The 20425-nt window shown below is 59.9% G+C and carries 16 protein-coding genes, 1 tRNA gene and 1 riboswitch; of the genes, 4 read left to right on the top strand and 13 right to left on the bottom strand.

Features of this window, described 5'->3' with window-relative positions:
• Positions 1-110: 110 nt before the first annotated feature.
• From MHY87_RS13100 to MHY87_RS13065, 8 genes are all read right to left on the bottom strand, one after another.
• The gene (locus MHY87_RS13100; protein ID WP_239352354.1) at positions 111-908 is read right to left on the bottom strand and encodes an MBL fold metallo-hydrolase; all 798 of its coding nucleotides are present in this window, start codon (positions 906-908) and stop codon (positions 111-113) included.
• Positions 905-1714, bottom strand: coding sequence for a TatD family hydrolase (locus MHY87_RS13095; protein ID WP_239352353.1), 810 nt, complete (start codon positions 1712-1714; stop codon positions 905-907). Before MHY87_RS13095 ends, MHY87_RS13100 begins: the two co-directional genes overlap by 4 nt.
• A gap of 67 nt (positions 1715-1781) precedes the next feature.
• Positions 1782-3113, bottom strand: a complete 1332-nt coding sequence (locus MHY87_RS13090; protein WP_239352352.1) for a family 1 glycosylhydrolase — start codon at positions 3111-3113, stop codon at positions 1782-1784.
• Between the two features lie 48 nt (positions 3114-3161).
• Positions 3162-4712 carry a methionine--tRNA ligase gene (gene metG, locus MHY87_RS13085; RefSeq protein ID WP_239352351.1) on the bottom strand — a complete coding sequence of 517 codons (1551 nt, stop codon included), beginning with the start codon at positions 4710-4712 and terminating at the stop codon, positions 3162-3164.
• 49 nt (positions 4713-4761) lie between these two features.
• Complete coding sequence (locus MHY87_RS13080; RefSeq protein WP_239352349.1) at positions 4762-5826, bottom strand: DNA polymerase III subunit delta'; 1065 nt, start codon at positions 5824-5826, stop codon at positions 4762-4764.
• Positions 5816-6490, bottom strand: coding sequence for a dTMP kinase (tmk, locus tag MHY87_RS13075; RefSeq protein WP_239352347.1), 675 nt, complete (start codon positions 6488-6490; stop codon positions 5816-5818). Before tmk ends, MHY87_RS13080 begins: the two co-directional genes overlap by 11 nt.
• On the bottom strand, positions 6490-7701 hold the full coding sequence (locus MHY87_RS13070) for a D-alanyl-D-alanine carboxypeptidase family protein (protein WP_370644927.1): 1212 nt from the start codon (positions 7699-7701) through the stop codon (positions 6490-6492). Before MHY87_RS13070 ends, tmk begins: the two co-directional genes overlap by 1 nt.
• 140 nt (positions 7702-7841) lie before the next feature.
• Complete coding sequence (locus MHY87_RS13065) at positions 7842-8858, bottom strand: septal ring lytic transglycosylase RlpA family protein (RefSeq protein WP_370644926.1); 1017 nt, start codon at positions 8856-8858, stop codon at positions 7842-7844.
• A gap of 390 nt (positions 8859-9248) precedes the next feature.
• On the opposite strand from MHY87_RS13065, the gene MHY87_RS13060 reads away from it, so the two are divergent.
• The 3 genes from MHY87_RS13060 to MHY87_RS13050 all read left to right on the top strand — a co-directional run bounded on the left by MHY87_RS13060 (position 9249) and on the right by MHY87_RS13050 (position 13877).
• Positions 9249-9338, top strand: a tRNA-Ser gene (locus tag MHY87_RS13060).
• Positions 9339-9506: 168 nt separating this feature from the next.
• A riboswitch (cobalamin riboswitch) is annotated at positions 9507-9711 on the top strand.
• A 101-nt stretch (positions 9712-9812) separates the two neighbouring features.
• Positions 9813-12677, top strand: a complete 2865-nt coding sequence (locus MHY87_RS13055) for a ribonucleoside-diphosphate reductase subunit alpha (protein ID WP_239352345.1) — start codon at positions 9813-9815, stop codon at positions 12675-12677.
• 72 nt (positions 12678-12749) lie between these two features.
• Positions 12750-13877, top strand: coding sequence for a ribonucleotide-diphosphate reductase subunit beta (locus MHY87_RS13050; RefSeq protein ID WP_239352344.1), 1128 nt, complete (start codon positions 12750-12752; stop codon positions 13875-13877).
• Positions 13878-13949: 72 nt separating this feature from the next.
• On the opposite strand, the gene MHY87_RS13045 is transcribed toward MHY87_RS13050, so the two are convergent.
• Complete coding sequence (locus MHY87_RS13045; RefSeq protein WP_239352343.1) at positions 13950-14375, bottom strand: hypothetical protein; 426 nt, start codon at positions 14373-14375, stop codon at positions 13950-13952.
• A 516-nt stretch (positions 14376-14891) separates the two neighbouring features.
• On the opposite strand from MHY87_RS13045, the gene MHY87_RS13040 reads away from it, so the two are divergent.
• Complete coding sequence (locus MHY87_RS13040; protein ID WP_239352342.1) at positions 14892-15485, top strand: HupE/UreJ family protein; 594 nt, start codon at positions 14892-14894, stop codon at positions 15483-15485.
• A gap of 18 nt (positions 15486-15503) precedes the next feature.
• On the opposite strand, the gene MHY87_RS13035 is transcribed toward MHY87_RS13040, so the two are convergent.
• From MHY87_RS13035 to tcuA, 4 genes are all read right to left on the bottom strand, one after another.
• The gene (locus tag MHY87_RS13035) at positions 15504-16316 is read right to left on the bottom strand and encodes a cytochrome c oxidase assembly protein (protein WP_239352341.1); all 813 of its coding nucleotides are present in this window, start codon (positions 16314-16316) and stop codon (positions 15504-15506) included.
• A 206-nt stretch (positions 16317-16522) separates the two neighbouring features.
• Positions 16523-17488, bottom strand: coding sequence for a tripartite tricarboxylate transporter substrate binding protein (locus tag MHY87_RS13030; RefSeq protein ID WP_239352340.1), 966 nt, complete (start codon positions 17486-17488; stop codon positions 16523-16525).
• A gap of 79 nt (positions 17489-17567) precedes the next feature.
• Positions 17568-18725 (bottom strand): tricarballylate utilization 4Fe-4S protein TcuB, encoded by a 1158-nt coding sequence (gene tcuB / locus MHY87_RS13025; RefSeq protein WP_239352339.1) that lies wholly within the window; start codon positions 18723-18725, stop codon positions 17568-17570.
• The gene (gene tcuA, locus MHY87_RS13020) at positions 18712-20100 is read right to left on the bottom strand and encodes an FAD-dependent tricarballylate dehydrogenase TcuA (RefSeq protein ID WP_239352716.1); all 1389 of its coding nucleotides are present in this window, start codon (positions 20098-20100) and stop codon (positions 18712-18714) included. Before tcuA ends, tcuB begins: the two co-directional genes overlap by 14 nt.
• Between the last annotated feature and the right edge of the window lie 325 nt (positions 20101-20425).

The following is a 20425-nucleotide window of genomic DNA, read 5'->3' as shown; positions in this document are numbered from 1 at the left end:
CATAAGATATATTATGGAACTTAAATTGATGTATCCTTAGATAGGCTTAGGTCCTTAAGGCTTCCGTGCTGTTGTTGTGGCCTCTTAAAGATGGCGGCTCATCTCTCGACTCAGCACATCTCAATCTGCAATCCGTCATAGGCAGGCTCGACCTGTGGCTGCAGCTCTCGGCGTAGTGTCTCGTAATCCAGATCCGTATGTAGGTTTGTGAGGATGGCGCGCTTTGGCCTGACCTTGTCGATCAACTCCAAAGCCTCGGCGACGGAAAAATGCGTCGGATGCGGCGTGTAGCGTAAGGCATCCAGGATGAGGACTTCGAGACCCTCCAGATAGCTCAGGCTTTCCTCGGGCATCCGGCTAACGTCCGGCGCATAAGCCACGTTGCCGAACCTGAAGCCCAAGGCGTCGATATCTCCATGGACCATTCTGAACGGCATGGCCTCAATGGCGCCGCCCGGCCCTAGCACTGTGGTCATTATGCCCGGCTTAAGAAGGCCCATGTCCAGGATCGGCGGATAGCTGCTCCCTGCAGGTGCCTCGAAACAATAGCCAAACCGCATCTGCAGCAGCTCGCTCGTCATGCGGTCGGCATAGACCGGGATACGCTTGCGCATGGCGATGACCAGCGGCCGCAGGTCATCGATGCCGTGGGTATGGTCCGCGTGCTCATGGGTATACAAAACCGCGTCGAGGCGCCTCACATCGGCTCCGAGCAGCTGATCCCTAAGATCAGGCGTCGTATCGACTAGAACGCTTGTCGTTGCGCTTGTTGCCAGCTTCTCAACGAGCAACGAACAGCGGCGGCGGCGGTTCTTGGGATTGGCGGGATCGCAGGCTCCCCAGCCGACTCCGACACGTGGCACCCCTGCCGAAGAACCGCAGCCCAGTATGGTTAATTTCAGCGTCATGGCGCGTGAACCCGATCACGAACCATGTCGGCCTGAGCCGCCTTGGAAAACAGACGGTAGAAGTTGTCAGTTGTGATCTTCGCGATCTCGCTATCAGAAACGCCGATGACACCCGCCAGAACATGGGCGGTGTGGGCCACATAGGCAGGCTCGTTGGTTTTGCCACGGAACGGCACCGGAGCGAGATAAGGCGCATCCGTTTCGACGAGCAGCCTGTCGCGGGGCACGGCAGCGGCAATGCGACGGATTTCCTCCGAATTCCTGAAGGTCAGGATCCCGGAGAGCGAAACATAAAGTCCAAGCTCGACGCCGACCTGCGCTAGTTTCTCGCCTGACGAGAAACAGTGCAGAACCGCACTGAACCGCCCTCGCCTCATTTCGTCCGACAGAATCTCGATCATGTCATCGTCGGCATTTCGCGCATGGATGACGAGCGGCAAGCTGGTCTCTCGCGCAGCCTCGATATGCGTCCGGAATACCTTTCGCTGCACATCGCGGGGGCTCTTGTCGTAGTGATAGTCGAGGCCTGCTTCTCCAATGGCAATGCAGCGCGGATGAGCGGAGAGCTCTATGAGGTGCGACGCCGGTACATCAGGCTCCTCGGCGGCATTATGCGGATGCGTGCCGACGGAGAAGAATACCGCGTCGTTCGCCTCGGCCAGTGCCTTGTAGGTTTCATAGCGGGCTACATGGGTCGAGATCGTCACCAATCGACCGACACCGGCAGCTTGAGCTGACGCCAGAATTTCGGGCAGGCGTGTCTGAAGATCCGGGAAATCCAGATGGCAATGGCTATCGACCAGCATGGGTGAATGCGCCCTCCTCCGAGGCCGTTAACTCTTCGGGCTCAATAGATCGGATTGCCGGCTTCGTCTAGCGACGGACCTCCTGGGTTGTGGCGGCAGGCTCATCGTCCTCGCGGGATTCTTTGCTCCGCATTATTCTCAATTTTTCCTGATTTCTGCGAACGGTGAGTTCATCCTTGTCCTGCGGCCATACCACGGGAACCGTCAGGCACACGCTTTGAGCCGGAAGCACATTGCACCAATCATGGATCAGCTGCTTGTAGCAGCGCCCGACAGGCCGAATGTTGCGATCGAGATCATAAAGTCCGACCGGCGTGACCCGGTTGTTCTCCTCGCGCAGGCCGACATCCCAATCCATCTGATCGGTCAGCGAATACCAGGTGAAGCCGACGATAGGCACGCCCGTATTCCTGACGCGAAGGACGTTGGCCCATTGTTTCCAGAGCCAGTTGACGGCCTCCTCACCGGTCGGCCCTTCCATCAGGTTCGTCTCGGTGTGCATCACGGGCAGCTTGTAGCGTTCATAATATTGGCGCGTGATCTCGTCATAACCGAAAATGTCGCCCGCAGATCGCGATGATCCATCCGCCGCCACCCGATGCTCGTTGGTGACGTAATAATCGTTGCCCATGATGCAGTGGTGACGAAGAGACGAGCGGCTGAGGAAGAAATGATATTCATCCCGCGTCATCCCATTATCCATGAGAAACTCATACATCTCGGAATCGATGCGGCGACCGTAGTTGAGGTCGAGAGAAAGAAAGCGTCTCGCATTCATGATCTCGGCAGGCTTGATGGCGGCTGGATTCTCCGCATGGAAATATTCCGATGACTCGCTCTGGATGAAAAGCGCATCGGGTCGAACCTTGAGGATGCGCTCCATGGCGAGCACGTTTGCCTTCACGATATGCTTGAGAGCCGTAACAAAGGCCGGGTCGCTTCGCAGCTGCTCGTTCCACCATCCGTAAGCCGCCGAGAAGGTGGCGCAGATGAACATCTCGTTGATGGGCGTATAGAGCTGCACCCAGGGGAAGCGTTTTGCAAAGTCTTCGGCGTAGCTTGCGAAGAGACTGGGAAAATCCGGATTCTGGAAATTCTCGATCCAATCCGGAACGCCGAAATGGCACAGGTCGACAATGGGAATGATATTGCGGCGTTCGAGTTCGCCGAAGGTCATGTCGGCGAAGGACCAATCGTACCGCCCAGGACCTAGAAAGGTCTTATGCAACGGCGGGCCGTAGCGCAGGACCTGAATATCGAGATCGTCCAGGAGATCGAAGTCTTTTTGCCAGTATTTGTAATGGCCGCATTTCTCCATCTGGTCGATGCGCGTGCGGCCATTGTTGATGGTCGGGATGCTGTTCTCGATCCCGGTCGCGAACATAAAGCTGGTGTACATGCTTCCGTTTCCGCTGAAGGCTCCGAAGAGCCCATCAAAGCGGAAGCGTCAGGATGCTTCCGCCTCGATATAACGCGGGAAAATCGGCGCCGGTTGCGGGAGAGCCGTTCCGGCCGCCAGGCGGTGTTCGGGCCCCACGGCTGCAAGGCCTCGGTTTTCCGGAGCGACCGCCAGGAGGTCGAGAAGCTTGGCCGCAGCCGTCGGCACGAAGGGCTGAGCCAGAATGCCGACCGCCCGCAAGACTTCGGCGGTCACGTACAGCACCGTGTTCATGCGCTCCGGATCGCTCTTGCGCAGCAACCAGGGCTCCTGAGAGGCGAAATAACGATTGGCTTCGGCCACCACGGCCCATATCTCGGCAAGGGTCGTGTGGATGGCGAAATCCTTCATGGCCGCCCTCGTCTTTCCCGGCAGCGCATCGGCAAGCCAGAGAATGTCCTGATCGGCCTGTGTGAAGGCTCCGGGCTGCGGCACGGCGGCGTCGCAGTTCTTCGCGATCATCGACAATGAGCGCTGCGCCAGGTTGCCGAGGTCGTTCGCGAGATCCGCGTTGATGCGGTTCACGATGGCCTCGTGCGAGTAATTGCCATCCTGGCCGAAGGGCACTTCGCGCATGAAGAAGTAGCGGATCTGATCGACGCCGTAGGTATCGGCGAGGTCGAACGGATCGACCACGTTGCCGACCGACTTCGACATCTTCTCGCCCTTGTTGAGCAGGAAGCCGTGACCGAAGACGCGCTTGGGCAGCGGCAGTTCCGCCGACATGAGGAAGGCTGGCCAATAGACCGTATGGAAGCGCACGATGTCCTTGCCGATGATGTGCACATCAGCGGGCCAATAATGCCGTCGCGGATCGTTCTCGTTCGGGAAGCCGCAGCCGGTCAGATAGTTGTTGAGCGCATCGATCCACACATACATCACGTGCTTCGGATCGTTCGGGACCGGCAGGCCCCAATTGAACGTGGTGCGGCTGATGGAGAGATCCTGCAAGCCGGAGCGAACGAAATTGGTGATCTCGTTGCGGCGCATGTCCGGGCTGATGAAATCCGGATTAGCTGCATAATGCTCGAGCAGGCGATCCTGATAGGCTGAGAGGCGGAAGAAGTAGCTTTCCTCCTCGATCCATTCCACAGGCGTGCCTGTAGGTGCGCGCCAGCTGCCGTCGGGCTGCTTCGTCAGCTCGCTCTCGTCGTAATAGGCCTCATCGCGCACCGAGTACCAGCCGGAATACTTGGAGAGATAGATGTCGCCCTTCTCCTGCATCCGGCGCCAGAGTTCCTGCGTCGACGGCAGGTGGTCGGCATCCGTCGTACGGATGAAGCGGTCGTAGGAGCAATCGAGACGGTCCGCCATGGCGCGGAATTTCGCGGCCATCTCATCCACGAAGGCCTTCGGCGTCGTGCTATTCTTGTCTGCCGTCTGCTGGATCTTGAGGCCGTGCTCGTCCGTGCCCGTCATGAAGAACACGTCATAACCGTCGATGCGCTTGAAGCGCGCAATCGCGTCGGATGCGACGACCTCATAGGCATGTCCGATATGCGGCGCGCCGTTCGGATACGAGATAGCCGTGGTGATGTAGAATTTCTGCTTGTCGGCCATGGCGGATCCTTAAAACTCTGAAATCTCGAACGCGGCGCTCAAAACGAGCTTAAGCCGTTCGGCGAACCGCATCGGCCAGATCGTCGAACAGGGTCAGAATGAAAGGCCGGCGGTCGAGATTGAACACATCGATTTCGCGAGCCGTCCGGGCGATCTTCTCACATACCTCCACCAAAGGCGCAAGGCGTTCGGCCCCTGCCCCCGCCCGCTCGTGCAGCTTGGCCGAAACCCAGCGCTCGATCGTTTCCAATGCAAGCTCGTAGCTGTCCTCGGCGTCCCTCTTCGAGAGCGCCTCGGCCAAGGCATAGATCTGCTTGGTGTCGGCCCTCGGCAGTCCCTCCAGGAGTCGCGTGACCTGCTCGATGAAGGCAACCTTGTCGGCATCCAAAAGTTCGAGCGTGCGTCGGACAGAGCCTTCACCGTAAGGCAAGGCCTGATCCAGCAAATCGCTCGGCACATCGGCCCAGGGCTCGCCCAGCGAACGAATGGCGCCTTTGATCTGGTCGTTATCCAGAGGACGCAGAAGCAGGCGGCGGCAGCGTGAGCGGATCGTCGGCAGAACACGCTGAGGGGCGTGACTGACGATCAGGAACAGGGAGCGCGGCGGCGGCTCCTCGATCACCTTTAGCAGCGCATTGGCGCTCGAGATCGTCAGATCCTCGGCGCTGTCGACGATGCAGACCCTGTAGCCGCCATCGGCGGCAGTGGAGCCGAACATGTTCAGGGCCTTGCGGACCGCATCTACGGGGATGGTCGTCGAGGCGGCCTTCTTGTCGGTGGCGGGCGCCCGGCGGAGAATGGACAGATTGGGGTGCGAAAGGGCAGAAACCTGCCGGGCGACTTGGGCCTCGGGCGAGACATCGAGGCTCGCAAGCGCCGGATCATTCGCCTTCCGCGGATCAAGAACGGCCCGGGCCAAGCGATAGGCAAGGGTCGCCTTGCCGATTCCCTGTGGGCCGCCGATAAGCCATGCGTGATGAAGCCTGCCGCTGCGCAAGCCTTCGATGAAGGCTCCCTCGCCTTCCCGGTGGCCGAAGAAAGCGAATTGATTGCGCGGATGCGGAGCGCCGTCGAGTTGATCGGGTTCGATGCTGTCTTGATCGTCACGCGACATCGAGAGGCCTCTCGGCACGTTCGGTCAATTCAGGGATTCGCTCGCGCAAGGCGGCCCAGATCGCAGCCTCGACTTCATCCGCCGACTGATCGGCATTGATGACGGCGCAGCGCTGCGGTGCGTTCTTGGCGATGTCGAGATAAGCCAGGCGCAGATTCTGGTGGAAGGAAAGGGCTTCATCCTCGAACCTGTCGCCCCCCTCGCCTTTCTGAGCCTGACGTTCTCCGGCCCGGGCGAGCCCGACTTCGGCGGGAAGATCGAGAATGAAGGTGAGATCCGGCCTCGTGCCGGCCAGAGCCACCCTTTCGAGATCGTCGATCAGAGAGGAATCGATTGCTCCCGATGAGCCCTGATAGGCGCGCGTGGAATCGGCGAAGCGATCGCAGAGAACGGTTTTCCCGTCCTTCAAGGCCGGTACGATGGTCTTGTCGAGATGATCGATCCGCGCGGCCGCAAACATGAGGGCTTCGGCAAAAGGCCCGAGGGGCTTGGCGAGGCCCGACAAGATGAAGGACCGGATTTCCTCCGCCAGCGGCGAGCCGCCGGGCTCACGCGTCACGAGAGCCGGATGACCGAGCTTTTCCAGCCTACCTTTAAGCCGCGTGATCTGGGTCGACTTGCCTGCGCCCTCCCCGCCTTCGAACGTAATGAATCGACCCGCCATCAAATTCTTTCGATGACACTCGAAAAGGCGCGCCGCACCCAGCCTGTTCCGAACTCAAGCAGGCCATCCAGAGCGCGCTGGCTCAGGGTGCCTTCCTGAATGTCCTCATTGGCATAAAGCGGCATTTCGAGCGCCTGCATCTCACCCCGGTTGACCTGAATCCGGGCCACTTCCGCCCCCTTCTGGACAGGGGCTTTCAGAGGGCCGGTGTAGATGATGCGAGCCGTCACCCGCTCACTCTCTCCACGAGGCACCAGTACACGAATAGGCTTCATGGAGACAAGCGGGAGGGAACGCTTGCTGCCCCCGAAGACCTGAGCCTCGCCCACGACCTGGCCTTCCGCGAAGAGTTGCCGGGACTCGAAGGCCCTGAATCCCCAATCCAGGAGCTTTCGGCTCTCATTGGCACGGTCCTTGGCGCTCTTGAGGCCGTTGACCACGACGACAAGGCGCTGTCCGTTCTGAACGGCAGAGCCGATCAGGCCATAGCCGGCTTCGTCGATATTGCCGGTCTTGAGGCCATCGGCTCCAATATCCATGGCCAGCAGAGGATTCCGGTTCTGCTGGCGAATCTTGTTCCAGGTGAACTCGCGTTCGCCGAACATCTTGTAGAGATCGGGATAGATCTCAACGATGTAGATCGCGAGTTTCGCAAGGTCGCGAGCCGTCGCCTTCTGCTCCGGATGTCCATAGCCGGTCGCGTTGCGGAAAGTTGACTTCGTCAGCCCGATAGCGCGGGCGCGCTCATTCATGAGCTTGGCGAAGTTCTCCTCCGTACCCGCGATGCCCTCCGCGATGGCGATGGCCGCATCGTTGCCGGACTGGATGATAAGTCCGCGCAACAGGTCTTCCAGGCGGATCGTGGTGTTGACCTGGGCGAACATGGAAGAGCCGCCCGAGCCGCCACCGCCCTTGCGCCATGCGTTTTCGGAAATCGTGAACGTGCTGTCGAAGGAAAGCCGCCCGGCCTTGATCTCATTGAAAACGACTTCAGCGGTCATGGTCTTTGCCATGCTCGCCGGAGCCGTCAGCTCATCGGCGCTCTTTTCAAAGAGAACGGCATGGCTGTCGGCGTCCATGAGAATCGCCGTCGGGGCCGATGTTTGAAAGCTCTGCGCCCGCGCCTCATGCGGCATAACCCAGTTCAGGGCCAGGGCGCCGAAGGACAGAATGGCGATCTTGAGAAAACGGGCAGGCAGAATATGACGCATCGTAAGGTATCCAAGCTCTTCCGTTAGGAGAGCCTGAATCTGTAGCGCGTCAATGGCAAATCAACGTTACGTAAGGATAAGCTGTGTGCCGCCACACGGCAGTCACAAGGGGGCTCCGTTGGGAGCCCTGCCCTCGATTCTTAGCGGACGAACTGCGACTGGTTCAGCGTGTTGAAGCTGCCGCCCTTCTGGAAGCCGTTGTTAGCCGGCTCCGGCGCAGCATAGTAAAGGCCCGCGACGACAGGACGAGATGCAGGCAGAGCCCTCTGCCCAGCGGAGCTCATATTCATGCCGGGAGTGCTCGCGCCGGGAATCGTGCCGAGATCGAACGGGCGCTCGGGAGGCAGCGGGACATTGCTGCGAACCGGGATCGCAGAGGCCGCAAGCTGCTGAGGAGCAACTGGGGCTGCAGCCTCGATCTCGTCTTCGGCTTCATAAGTGTTGATGCCGATGGCCTGACGCGGAGCAGCGGCAGGACGCGGCGTCGCCTGCGCGATCATCGTCGGAGCCCCGCCGGTCAGGCTTGCAGGCTGGCCGTCCGTACGAAGGCTGGCGAGCAGGATGCGGTCGTCGCTGCCATTGGTGGAGGCGCGGCCGACATAGTCGACGCGAACCTTGGCCGTCCCTGCCCTATGGAAGCCAAGGGCGGAAGCCGCACGCTCGGACACGTCGATCACGCGGTTACCATGGAACGGGCCGCGATCGTTCACGCGGACGATCATGGAATGGCCGTTCTGAAGATTCGTGACGCGCGCATAACTCGGAAGCGGCATGGTGGTGTGAGCCGCAGCAATCGAATCGCGATCGAATATCTCGCCGTTCGCCGTCATGCGGCCATGGAAATTGGAGCCGTACCAGGATGCGAGACCCTCGACGGAACGGGGCGTTTCGGAAGGAACGTAGGTGCGGCCGGCAACCGTATAGGGCTTGCCTACCATGTTGCGTCCGCCGCCCTTCGGGACCACCTGGCCATTAGCCACAACGCGTGGGCTGGGAGCAACGCCATATTTGGGATCGACGCCGCCCCGGACATTCGAGGAGCAGTTTGCAACAGTCAGGGCAATGGCCACGACACCTGCAACACGGATGAGAGCTTGGCCGTTGAAAGGCATGAAGCCTGCCAGACCGCTTTTCGCTTCAGCGCGTTCACAATGCATGTTGTTTTGCATCCCCTTTGAGCACTGCGCATGGCGGCGTCAGAATTGCCCCGAACAGCCAACCAAAGTGCTTTTATCGCCTTAAAAGGAAGTTAAATGGCCCCGCTTGTCAATCGCAAAGCTACTAAATTCTTAACAGTGTTTCGTATGGCTTAAAAACTAAACAACCGCAATGACATAGGGATCGATAACTTACCTTGTCATAGCAGGCTTCAAGAGCCTCCGAGGCTTAGAATCCCTTTTCCTGGATCCCTTTTCTGCGCCAGGAAACGCTTACACCCTCCTATACCCGCCCCAGTCTTCATTCGTGGAAGTTGACGGGAGCGGCTTTGCGGCCTTACAGAACCATGCGAACCATGAAAGGCTCTGGAAGCCTAATGGCGCTGCGCTGGAGAGGTGGCCGAGTGGTTTAAGGCAGCGGTCTTGAAAACCGCCGTGGGTGCAAGCCCACCGTGGGTTCGAATCCCACCCTCTCCGCCAATATCCTATAAACAGCCCCCAGATACCGTAATCATAAAGTATCCTCGAAGCGGGCTCGTCGAGCAGCCGTCTCAGACAATGCCGCCGCAAATCCCCGATGGTGATTGGCTGGGGAAAGGCGGACGATGACAGGCGCTGTATATTGACGCCTTCACCCGCCACATCCACCATATCTGGTAGTTCATGGGTCCTCGATGGTGAGTCGAGGCTAAGAGGGAATCCGGTGTGCCGAAAGGCGAATCCGGGGCTGCCCCCGCAACTGTGAGCGGCGAGCAAACTGCCATTCAGCGTCACTGGTGAGCCATCACCGGGAAGGCCGGCAGGAAGCAACGACCCGCAAGCCAGGAGACCTGCCCAGGACTGTCGATCATGTCCTCGGGCGGGGTGCCCCGTTGGATCGCTTGGCGAACCGTCGTCTTCACGGTCGCGTTTTGCGTTCCTCGGCCCATGCCCCCAACATTTTGGGGTTGCCGAATGTCCTCTTCCCTCCACACCGACCACGCCGCTCCCGTCGGGATCTTGGCTTCATCGGGTCCAGTCAGCGTGAACCGCGGAGAACTGAGCTATCAGATCATCCGCCGCAACGGCGCAGTCACGCCTTTCGATCCCACAAAAATTGCCGTTGCACTCACCAAAGCCTTCCTCGGTGTCGAGGGCTCCTCGGCCGCGGCCTCCCGGCGTGTGCACGACATCGTCGAGGAATTGACCCGCGAGATCGTAACCGCCCTAACCCGCCGGGCCGAGGCCGGTCGCACATTCCACATTGAGGATGTGCAGGATCAGGTCGAACTCGCTCTCATGCGCGCCGGACACCAGAAGGTCGCCCGGGCTTACGTTCTCTACCGGGAAGAGCACGCAGCAGAACGTGCCAAGGCAGCACCCGAGGTCGTCCCGGTCACGCCCAGCCTTCAAATGCGTCTCGATGATGGCACGCGCGTCCCTCTGGACATGGCCCGCCTCGACGTCCTCGTAGCCGAGGCGTGCGAAGGACTGGCCGACGTGTCGGCGGAGGCGATCCTCGCCGAGACGATGCGGAATCTCTATGACGGCATCACCGAGGATGAGTTGGCCCAGGCTCCTGTCCTCGCCGCCCGCACCTTGATCGAGCGCGAGCCGAACTACGCTTATGCCAGCGCTCGTCTGCTCCTCGACAGCCTGCGCCGCGAGGCGCTCTCGGCTGTCCATGGAGGCACGCATCAGGCCACGCAAAGAGAGATGGCAAGCCGCTATGCCGATTACTTCCCAGCGTATGTCCGTAAAGGCATCGACGCCGAGCAGCTCGATCCGGAGCTCGCACGCTTCGATCTGGGGCGGCTGGCCTCGGCTCTGAAGCCCGAGCGTGATCTGGAATTCCAGTACCTCGGCCTCCAGACACTTTACGACCGCTATTTCCTGCACGTCGAGGGCGTCCGCTTCGAGCTGCCGCAGGCTTTCTTCATGCGTGTCGCGATGGGATTGGCCCTTCGAGAGATCGACCGCGAGGCCAAGGCCATCGCGTTCTACGACCTGCTGTCGTCATTCGACTTCATGGCCTCGACACCAACCCTGTTTAATGCCGGCACGACGCGCCCGCAGCTCTCGTCCTGCTTCCTCACCACCGTGCCCGACGACCTCGATGGCATCTTCAAGTCGGTGAAGGACAACGCGCTGCTCGCCAAGTACTCAGGCGGCCTGGGCAACGATTGGACACCTGTCCGAGGCCTTGGTGCTCACATCAAGGGCACCAACGGCGAGAGCCAGGGTGTCGTGCCGTTCCTGAAGGTCGCAAACGACACGGCAATTGCCGTCAATCAGGGCGGCAAGCGGAAAGGTGCGGTGTGCGCCTACCTCGAAACCTGGCACATCGACATCGAGGAGTTCCTCGACCTGCGCAAGAACACGGGTGACGACCGCCGCCGCACCCACGACATGAACACCGCCAATTGGGTGCCGGACCTGTTCATGCAGCGCGTCGCGGAGGACGGCACCTGGACTCTGTTCTCGCCGGACGAGACCCCTGATCTGCACGATCTTTACGGCCCGGCGTTCAAAGCAGCCTACGAAGCTTACGAGGCCAAGGCGACTGCGGGCGGGATTAAGGTGTTCAAGCAGGTGCGTGCCGTTGACCTCTGGCGGCGCATGCTCACGATGCTGTTCGAAACCGGGCATCCCTGGATCACCTTCAAGGACCCCTGCAACATCCGCTCGCCGCAGGGCCATGTGGGCGTCGTACATTCCTCGAACCTGTGCACGGAGATCACGCTGAACACCTCACGCGATGAGGTGGCGGTGTGCAATCTCGGCTCCGTCAACCTAGCCCGGCACGTAACGGCACAGGGCATCGACCACGCCAAGCTGGAGCGCACGGTGCGTGTTGCCATGCGCATGCTCGACAACGTGATCGACATCAATTTCTACACCATCCCGGAGGCTCGCCGCTCGAACCTACGCCACCGCCCGGTGGGATTGGGTCTGATGGGCTTCCAGGATGCGCTCCAGATCCTGCGGTTGCCTTATGCCTCGGATGGGGCCGTTCATTTTGCCGATGAGAGCATGGAGGTTCTCTCCTACCACGCCATCTCTGCCTCGGTGGACCTCGCCGCAGAGCGGGGGCGCTATCCGAGCTTCGAGGGCTCGCTGTGGTCGAAGGGCATACTGCCCATCGATTCAGTCCGGCTTCTCGCCGATTCCCGCGGTGTCGATCTGGAGGCCTCATCGACCCTGGATTGGGGCGCCCTCCGGCAGCGGGTGCGGACCACTGGCATGCGCAACTCGAACTGCATGGCCATCGCCCCGACCGCCACGATTTCGAATATCTGCGGCGTGTCACAATCCATCGAGCCGGCCTTCCGCAACCTGTTCGTCAAGGCCAACATGTCCGGAGACTTCACCGTCGTGAATGCCTCCCTCATCCACGCCCTCAAGGAGCGCGGCCTGTGGGATGAGGTGATGATCGCGGACCTGAAATACTTCGATGGCAGCCTCGCCTCGATCGACCGGGTGCCGGACGACCTCAAGGCACTCTATGCCACGGCCTTCGAGATCGACGCCTCCTGGCTGATCGAGGCAGCGGCAAGACGTCAAAAATGGATCGATCAGGCGCAGTCGCTGAACCTCTACATCGTCAACCCGAATGGCCGGAAACTCGACTCCATGTACCGCCTGGCCTGGGAGCGCGGCCTCAAGACGACCTACTACCTGCGCGCCACTTCGGCGACGCATGTGGAGAAGTCCACCCTGAAGGGCACGGACGGCAAGCTCAACGCCGTGCAGGTCATGCCCATCGCCATGCCTGCCAGCGTAGTGCCCGAAGGCAAGGCCTGCTCCATCGACGATCCCGAGTGCGAGGCCTGCCAATAACTCTGGCCCGCACACTGTTTGGGCCGCGCCGTCTGGCGCGGCTTCTCATACGCATCATTCAAGGATTAAACCATGCTCGATTGGTCCGAACCGCGCCGCGTCTCTGACGCCCTCCCAAACCCAACCGCTTCTTCAACTCAATCGTCTGAGACGACGGGCCTTGGTGCCATCGACCGCTCGGGCGGGCGTGTCAGCGTGGACGACAAGCGGATGATCAACTGCCGCGCCGACGTAAACCAGCTCCTGCCGCTCAAGTACAAGTGGGCCTGGGAGAAGTATCTCGCCGCCTGCAACAATCATTGGATGCCGACCGAGGTCTCCATGCAGGCCGACATTGCGTTGTGGAAGTCGAGGGATGGTCTGACCGAAGACGAAAGGCGCATGGTCAAGCGCAACCTCGGTTTCTTCGCGGCTTCCGAGAGCCTTGTGGCGAACAACATCGTGCTGGCGATCTACCGCCACCTGACCAATCCGGAATGCCGCCAGTATCTGCTGCGTCAGGCCTTCGAGGAGGCAGTCCATACGCATACCTTCCAGTACATCGTGGAAAGCCTCGGCCTCGATGAGGGCGAGCTGTTCAACATGTACCGCGAGGTCCCGTCGATTACCGACAAGGCGGCGTGGGCTCTCAAGCACACTCAAGGGATCGAGAACCCCGAATTCACGACGGGCACGCCCGAGGCCGATCAGGCCTTTCTGCGCGATCTCGTGGCATTTTATGTGATCTTCGAAGGCATGTGGTTCTACACCGGCTTCGCGCAGATTCTGTCGCTCGGACGGCGCAACAAGATGGTGGGCATCGCCGAGCAATACCAATACATTTTGCGCGACGAGAGCATTCACCTCAACTTCGGCATCGACGTCATCAACCAGATCAAGGCCGAGAATCCGCACTTGTGGACGAAGGCTTTCCAGGACGAGATCAGATCCATGCTGCGCGAGGGCGCCGAACTCGAGGCAGCCTATGGCCGAGACACGATGCCCAACGGCTTCCTTGGCCTCAACGCGGCATCCTGCGAGCAGTACATGCACTTCATTGCCAACCGCCGCTGCGGCCAGCTCGGACTTCAGCCCGTTTTCCCGGAGGCCGAAAACCCGTTTCCCTGGATGTCGGAGGCGATGGATCTGAAAAAGGAAAAGAACTTCTTCGAGACACGTGTCATCGACTACCAGAGCGGCGGGGCTCTCGCCTGGGATTAGAAGCCAACGTTGTCGCGCGCCCTCTCACAGGGCGCGCGATGTGTTCTTGGGCCAAGGGGAATGTGCGGTCGATCAGCGGGCACACTCCACAGGAACACGGTAGCTGTTTTCAACGAGGATGGTGCGACACGGCACCCCGTTGATGATCTGAACCTCATTCGGCGCGGCATAAGGGAAGATCGCATTGGGAGTGCCCGAGATTGGGCGTCCGGCAAAATCGCGCCCGCCCCCTTCCTCGACGCGTATGCTCCCTGTGGAACTCGGCTCAAAGGTCCCGGTCGCAACACGGTCTGCGCACTCAATAGGCACGCGGAGGTTGGTGCCTTGAACCAAGATAGTCCGGCATGGAATGCCGTTGATGATCTTAATCTCGTTCGGAGCGGCATAGGGGAAGAGCGAGCTGGGCGTTCCTTGAATGGGATTGGGCTGCGCCTGAGCAGAAGTGAGCCCCGCGAAAGTCAACAATGCTCCACCGATCAACAGGGTCAGTGTCCTCATGGGAGCCTCCTCTCCGCAGCATGGCAAAGGATGACATGTGAACGAAGCGCTGCGGATACGCCCATCTCACACGGTTGGCTGTTTCTGGAGCGCATCGCTTTTCAAGCTTACGCCTGCCATATGCGCAGTATCGTCTCGGACGAGCATCGCGGGTCAGGCGATTGCGCGGACGTCATCCTAGAGTATTCCATCAGCCCTGCTTGATCGGGCGGGCCATTCGCTTAACAAATTTGGACATCTTTGATGCAAATTTGGACACAAATTCAAAAAACGGCTCTCGGCAGATAAAATCCCGCTTGCTTTTAGTGCTTATTCTCAAGCTCTTTCTCAAGCCCTGCCCAGCGCTAAGGGCATTCGTAAACGGCGCTCCATATGCAGAGGCGAGGCACAGACTGAAGAGAGGATCGTGATGCTCTCTTCTGGATGAGCAGAAACGAAGCAGCGTGCTAAATTGTTGAGCTTGCCTCTCTTGATAGACACGACCGATAGTCGGCCCAAGATGACTCGGAGGCATGAATGTCACGAACCGTAATGGCCTTGGCTGCGGCACTTGCCTTTCTTCCCTCAGTTGTCCTGGCTCATACGGGCGCTGGCAGTCCGGAAGGATTCGTTCATGGTTTCGCGCATCCCATCGGAGGGCTCGATCATGTGCTGGCTATGGTGGCGGCAGGCCTTTTCGCAGCTCATCTCGGCGGCCGGGCTCTGTGGCTCGTTCCCCTCGCCTTCATCAGCATGATGGCCGTCGGTGGAATTCTCGGCGCGGCCGAAGTGAAGATGCCGTTCGTCGAGGCAGGCATCGCTCTTTCCATTGTGGTTTTCGGAGCAGTGCTTGCTTTTCGACAGCGCCTTTCGGCTGTTGCGGCTATGGCCTTGGCCGGGTTTTTCGCGATTTTCCATGGCCATGCACATGGCACGGAACTGCCGGAAGCAATGTCCGGATTGGCCTATGGGATTGGCTTCATCCTTGTGACCGCTCTTCTCCACGCCCTCGGCATCGGATTGGGCCGTGTGATGAGCGCCATAGGGCAACACCAGAGTACTCGCATGACGCAAGTTGCCGGCGGAGCAGTGACGATCACCGGATTGGCCATCCTCGGAGGCGTGCTCTGAGAACCTATCGCCGATCTGTCATGATTTGCGGAGCGTCGAAGTGTCTGCTCGAGCCGATACTCCCTGCAGCCAAGCTCCGAAGGCTAGCACGCCAATCACCGTGAAAAGCGTTCCCCCGGGCACCCACATGATAAGTCCGCCGAGCTGTTGATCCTCCCCGGGCGAAAGTCCCCACGGCCAAGTGGTTCCGACATGGGCCCTGAAGAGAGGACGCGGTGCCAAAGTCAGCAACGCGCTCAGGAGACTCATCTGGACTGTGGTGCCGAAGCCTATGAGCAGGGCCGCGGAAATGCAGCTCAAGCGCTCAAACAGGGCATGCCAGAGCAACAACGCCGCCCCGAATGTCGTGAGATGCATGGCCCAATAAATCAGGTCGCTCTGAAGCGTGAGGTCATACGGTCCGGGCAGATGCCAGATCCAGAGCGCAGCCGCGAAACCGAGCGTCGCAAGAGCCTGCAGCGCACCGTCTCCAAGGGGTAAACTGACCGGCATGCGATGGGGAATCATACGGCTAAAGACCTCTCCGGGTCGGCCGAGAATGATCAAGGGGGCAGCGACCAAGGTCAGGAGCATGTGCTGGGCGACCCGCGCTGAGAACAGGGCGACGCTGAGGTTGCACAAAGGAGATACCAGTGCCGCCACGACGAGTATCCAGCCGGCAAAGAAGCAGATTTGCCGATACCTGTCCGGCGTTTCCCGTCCACGGCACCCCAAAGCATAAAAGGCGGCAATGCCGAACAGAATTGCGACGAGCACCGGGTCTGTGTTCCAGGCCAGTTGGCCGGGAACCGGCGGGGAGCCGCAATAGGGAATGTACGGAACGGCGCTCATGATGTCTCGCACTCGCGAAGGTGGCATCGGCCAACGTGCCGCGAAAGACGAATGTTCCCGCCATAGCCTTAGAAGAGCTCGGAGATTTTCGTCTCACTTTATTCTGCCAGTACAAGAGCCTCACGCAAAAAGGCGCGCACAAGGCGCACCTTTCCAGTTATCGCTACGTTCGGTTTGCTGCGGAAGGATCAAACGCCTTCGCTCGCTTATTTGACCAAGCCGACCTCCTTGAGCACAGCGCCTGTTCGCGTCTGCTCGGTTTTCACGAACTCGTCCAGAGCGGATCCCGTCAGGAAGATGTCGTCCCAACCTTTGGTCTGGAGCATCTTCTTCCATGCATCGGACTTTGCGAGATCCTCGAACATTTTCACGAGGCGGGCTCGTTCATCGGCACTGATCCCGGACGGGGCGACGATCATGCGCCAATTGGAGAGTTCAAGATCAATGCCGCTTTCCTTCAGGGTCGGAGCATCGACATCCTGTATGCGGCTCGGCGTGGAGATAGCCAGAAGGCGCAGCTTTCCTGCCTTAACCTGGCTCATGAACTCGCTCAGTGAGTTGATGCCAGCGGTCACCTTTCCACCAAGAAGCGCGCCGAGAGACTCGCCACCGCCCGAGAATGCGATGTAATTCGTCTTGCTGGGATCCGCGCCAACGTTCTTCGTGATCAGGGCAGCCAGAATATGGTCAGGCCCGCCGGCCGATCCGCCAGCCCAGGTCACCTTCGCCGGATCGGCTTTAATGAGCTCGCCGAGTTCCTTCATCGTCTTGATCGGAGAAGCCGCCGGAACGGCGATGGCTTGCCATTCACCCGTCAGTCGCGCAATCGGCGTAACCTGGTCCAGCGTCACCGGAGACTTGTTCGTAATAATGGCGCCGACCATGACATATCCGCTTGCCATGAGCTGCGTCGCATCGCCCTTCGCACTGTTCACGAATTGGGCGATGCCGATCGTCCCGCCTGCACCCGGCACGTTCGTCACCTGCGCCGACTTGGCAAGGCCAGATTCCATGAGGGCCTGCGCCACGGACCGGGCCGTCTGGTCCCAGCCTCCCCCGGGAGCCGCGGGCGCCATGATCTTCAGGCTTCCCTCTTGAGCGAGACCTGCCGACGGCAGAGCAGCACCGGCGATCAACGCCAATCCCAACAATGTCCTTCGATTGAACTTCATGATTGTTTTCTCCTAGTCGAATGTTCGACTGCCAGCTTTGTCGTGGCGGTCTTTGTGAAATTGATGCTGGCTCGCGCCCTCAGGCTCCTGCCTTGGCGTCAGGGATTGCGAGAGCTTTGGCTTTCGACGGCGTCGGCTCATGAAGCGCGCGCCGTTCCTTGGCGTAGCGAACAAGCGCGCCGAACCGGTAGATGCCGTGAACGAATTTGCTGTAGGGCATCGTGATGAAGAAGCCGAACACGAAGCCCATGTGCAGTGCGAGCATCGTTCCCATCGCAGGTGTTGCCCGCAGGACCAGGAGCATCAGGCCGGTCAAGCTCACCAGGAACAGCATCGCGATGAAAGCCATCTCCATGCCGCGTCCATTCTCGTCCCGAAGAGCAGGGTCGCGCTTGAACTTCGCCCACATGAGGCCGGCGGGCCCGATGACGAGTCCGATTCCGCCTATCGTGCCAAGAACCACGGGCATATCGTACCAAGGATAAGGAGCCTCCATCCCGAGGAGATAGTGATAGAGCGTCGCCGTGCTCGTTGCCGCAAGGCAGAGGAAGAAGCCGTAGAAGGTCATGTGGTGATAAAGACGGCGGCGGTCGGTGGGACGCTCGTCCTCGTTGAAGCAGCCGGGGCCACCGCCATCGAGGTAGCGCAATGCCATCGTGTCCTTCATGGCCTGCCACACCGAGACGCCGTTGGTCAGCGTCTCTTTCGTTTCACCGATGTCCCGCCAGAACATGCGGAAGCCCATGATGATCGCCGCAATCGCATAGAAGAACGCTGCGCCGAACACACCCGCCATCGCGTTATGCGACATGATCCGGTAAAACGCGCCCGGCCCCGTCTGCACGCCGAACATCACCGCCGGATCGTTGATGGCCATTAGGCCGAAGAAGAAGATGCCGACGCTGAAAGCCACGACAAGGCTGATCGCCAAACCATTGCGTTCGAAAAGCGGAGCCAACGCCCTCGGCCAAGCGTAGAACTTGTAGGAATCGTTACGCACCTTCGCCAGTGTCTGGGGAACATTGACATTGAACTCGTGCGGCGGGGAGAACTGGCAGTCCGTATAGCAGGCACCGCAGCTGTGGCAGAGATTGGCGAGATAATTGAGATCGCCATCCGTGAAGGCGCGGCGCATTTCCATCGCAGGAAAGACGGCGCAGAGACCCTCGCAATAACGGCAGGAATTGCAGACCGTCATCAGACGGTCGGCTTCTTTCAAAGCTTCAGTTGCGTGCATTCTTCGCAGCCTCTCGTCCGGCGATGCGTCCAAAAACGCTGCCGATGGTCATTCCAATGCCGGCGGCATAGCCCTTGCCGAGCACGTTTCCGGCCATGATCTCCCCAGCGGCGAACATGTTGGCCGATGGTTGGCCGTTGGCCATGATCATCCGAGCCTCTTTGTTCACGCGCGTGCCCAGATAAGTGAAGGTAATGCCCGGGCGAACCGGATAAGCATAGAACGGAGCGGTCTGGATTTTTCGCGCCCAATGAGTCTTGGGCGGCGTGAGCCCTTCCGTCCGGCAATCGTCCAGGATCGTGTGATCGAATGTGCCGGGGCGTACAGCCTGGTTGAAGGTTTCGACGGTTTTCTCAAGTGCCTGCGGGTCGAGCCCGAGCTTGCCGGCGAGCTCCTGGATCGTGTCCGCCTTCACTGGCGGGTAGAGCGACGGCATGAACAGCTCGAGCGATGGCCCATCGAAGATGATGTAGGCGATCTGGTCGGGCTGCGCCGCCACGAGGCGTCCCCAGATGGCGTATCGTTTGGGCCAGATATCCTCGCCCTCGTCGTAGAAACGCTCCGCGTTCTTGTTCACCACGATGCCGAACACGACACAGTCGAGGCGCGTGATGATGCCGCCGTCGAATTTCGGCGCACGCGCATCGATGGCGACTGCATGACACTGCGTAGGATCTCCGATCTGCTGCACGCCTTTGTCCAGCAGCATCTTGAGCATGGAACCCCGGTTATAGGGCGTGCCGCGGATCAGGAAGTTTTCAGCGACGTCTCCCCAATACTGCTTCAGCCATTCGATATTGGCCTCGAAACCTCCTGCAGCGGCGACCAAGCTCGACGCACGAACCTCGTGCCGCTGACCGCCATAAGCGACAGTCGCCGAGAAGAACGTCCCATGCCGAATATCCATATCCACGACTTCGGCATCGTAGAGCACATCGACGCCAAGACGTTCGGCAGTGAGATAAAGCGCGTTCAGCATCGCACGCCCTCCCCCGAGGAAGAACGAGTTCGTGCGGCCGAGGCTGAGCGTTCCGCCGAGAGACGGCTGCCAGCGCACGCCCTGTTCGACGATCCAGTTCAGAATCTCCTTGGATTCACGGATCATGAAGCGGGCGAGCTCCTCGTCCGTCTGCCCGCCCGTGACGCGCAGGAGATCCTCCCAGAACTCCTCCTCCGTGTAAGGACCGGACAGGATTTCTGTGGCCGCATCATGTGCACAGCGCATGTTGCGCGTGTGGCGTGTGTTGCCGCCCCGATAGAACTTGGGGGCAGCTTCCAGCACCAGCACGGACGAGCCGGAACGGCGGGCGCTGATGGCAGCGCAGAGGGCGGCATTGCCGCCACCGACAACCAGGACATCGTATTTACGCGTCAGTTCCACAGGAACGGCCTGGGTCTGTACTGCCGTAGTGGAGGATGCGCCTCCTTCCAGCGGTAGATTTTGTGAAAAAGCTGTTCCCGCCTTCATGTGTCCAACCCTCACACTCCCGTTGGGTCATATCTTTCATTGCCAGATCCAGGGGCGGATCCGCGCTTGCTTGAGGGGCGCTTGGGGCAAGGAGCCAGAGCCGAAATACAGCCCGAGCAAGGAGTCTCAACCCGGAAAACAATTCATTGCCAGCAGGTTAGTTTGCCAGAAGCCTTCTTGGGGGAATTTAATTCCAGCCTAAATTCGCACACCTTTGTATACAAAGATATCC

Origin of the sequence: Microvirga sp. ACRRW, assembly GCF_022346925.1 — a bacterium.
Taxonomy (GTDB): domain Bacteria; phylum Pseudomonadota; class Alphaproteobacteria; order Rhizobiales; family Beijerinckiaceae; genus Microvirga.
The sequence above is the reverse complement of the archived record's forward strand: the minus strand, read 5'-3'. Positions and strand labels throughout refer to the sequence as shown.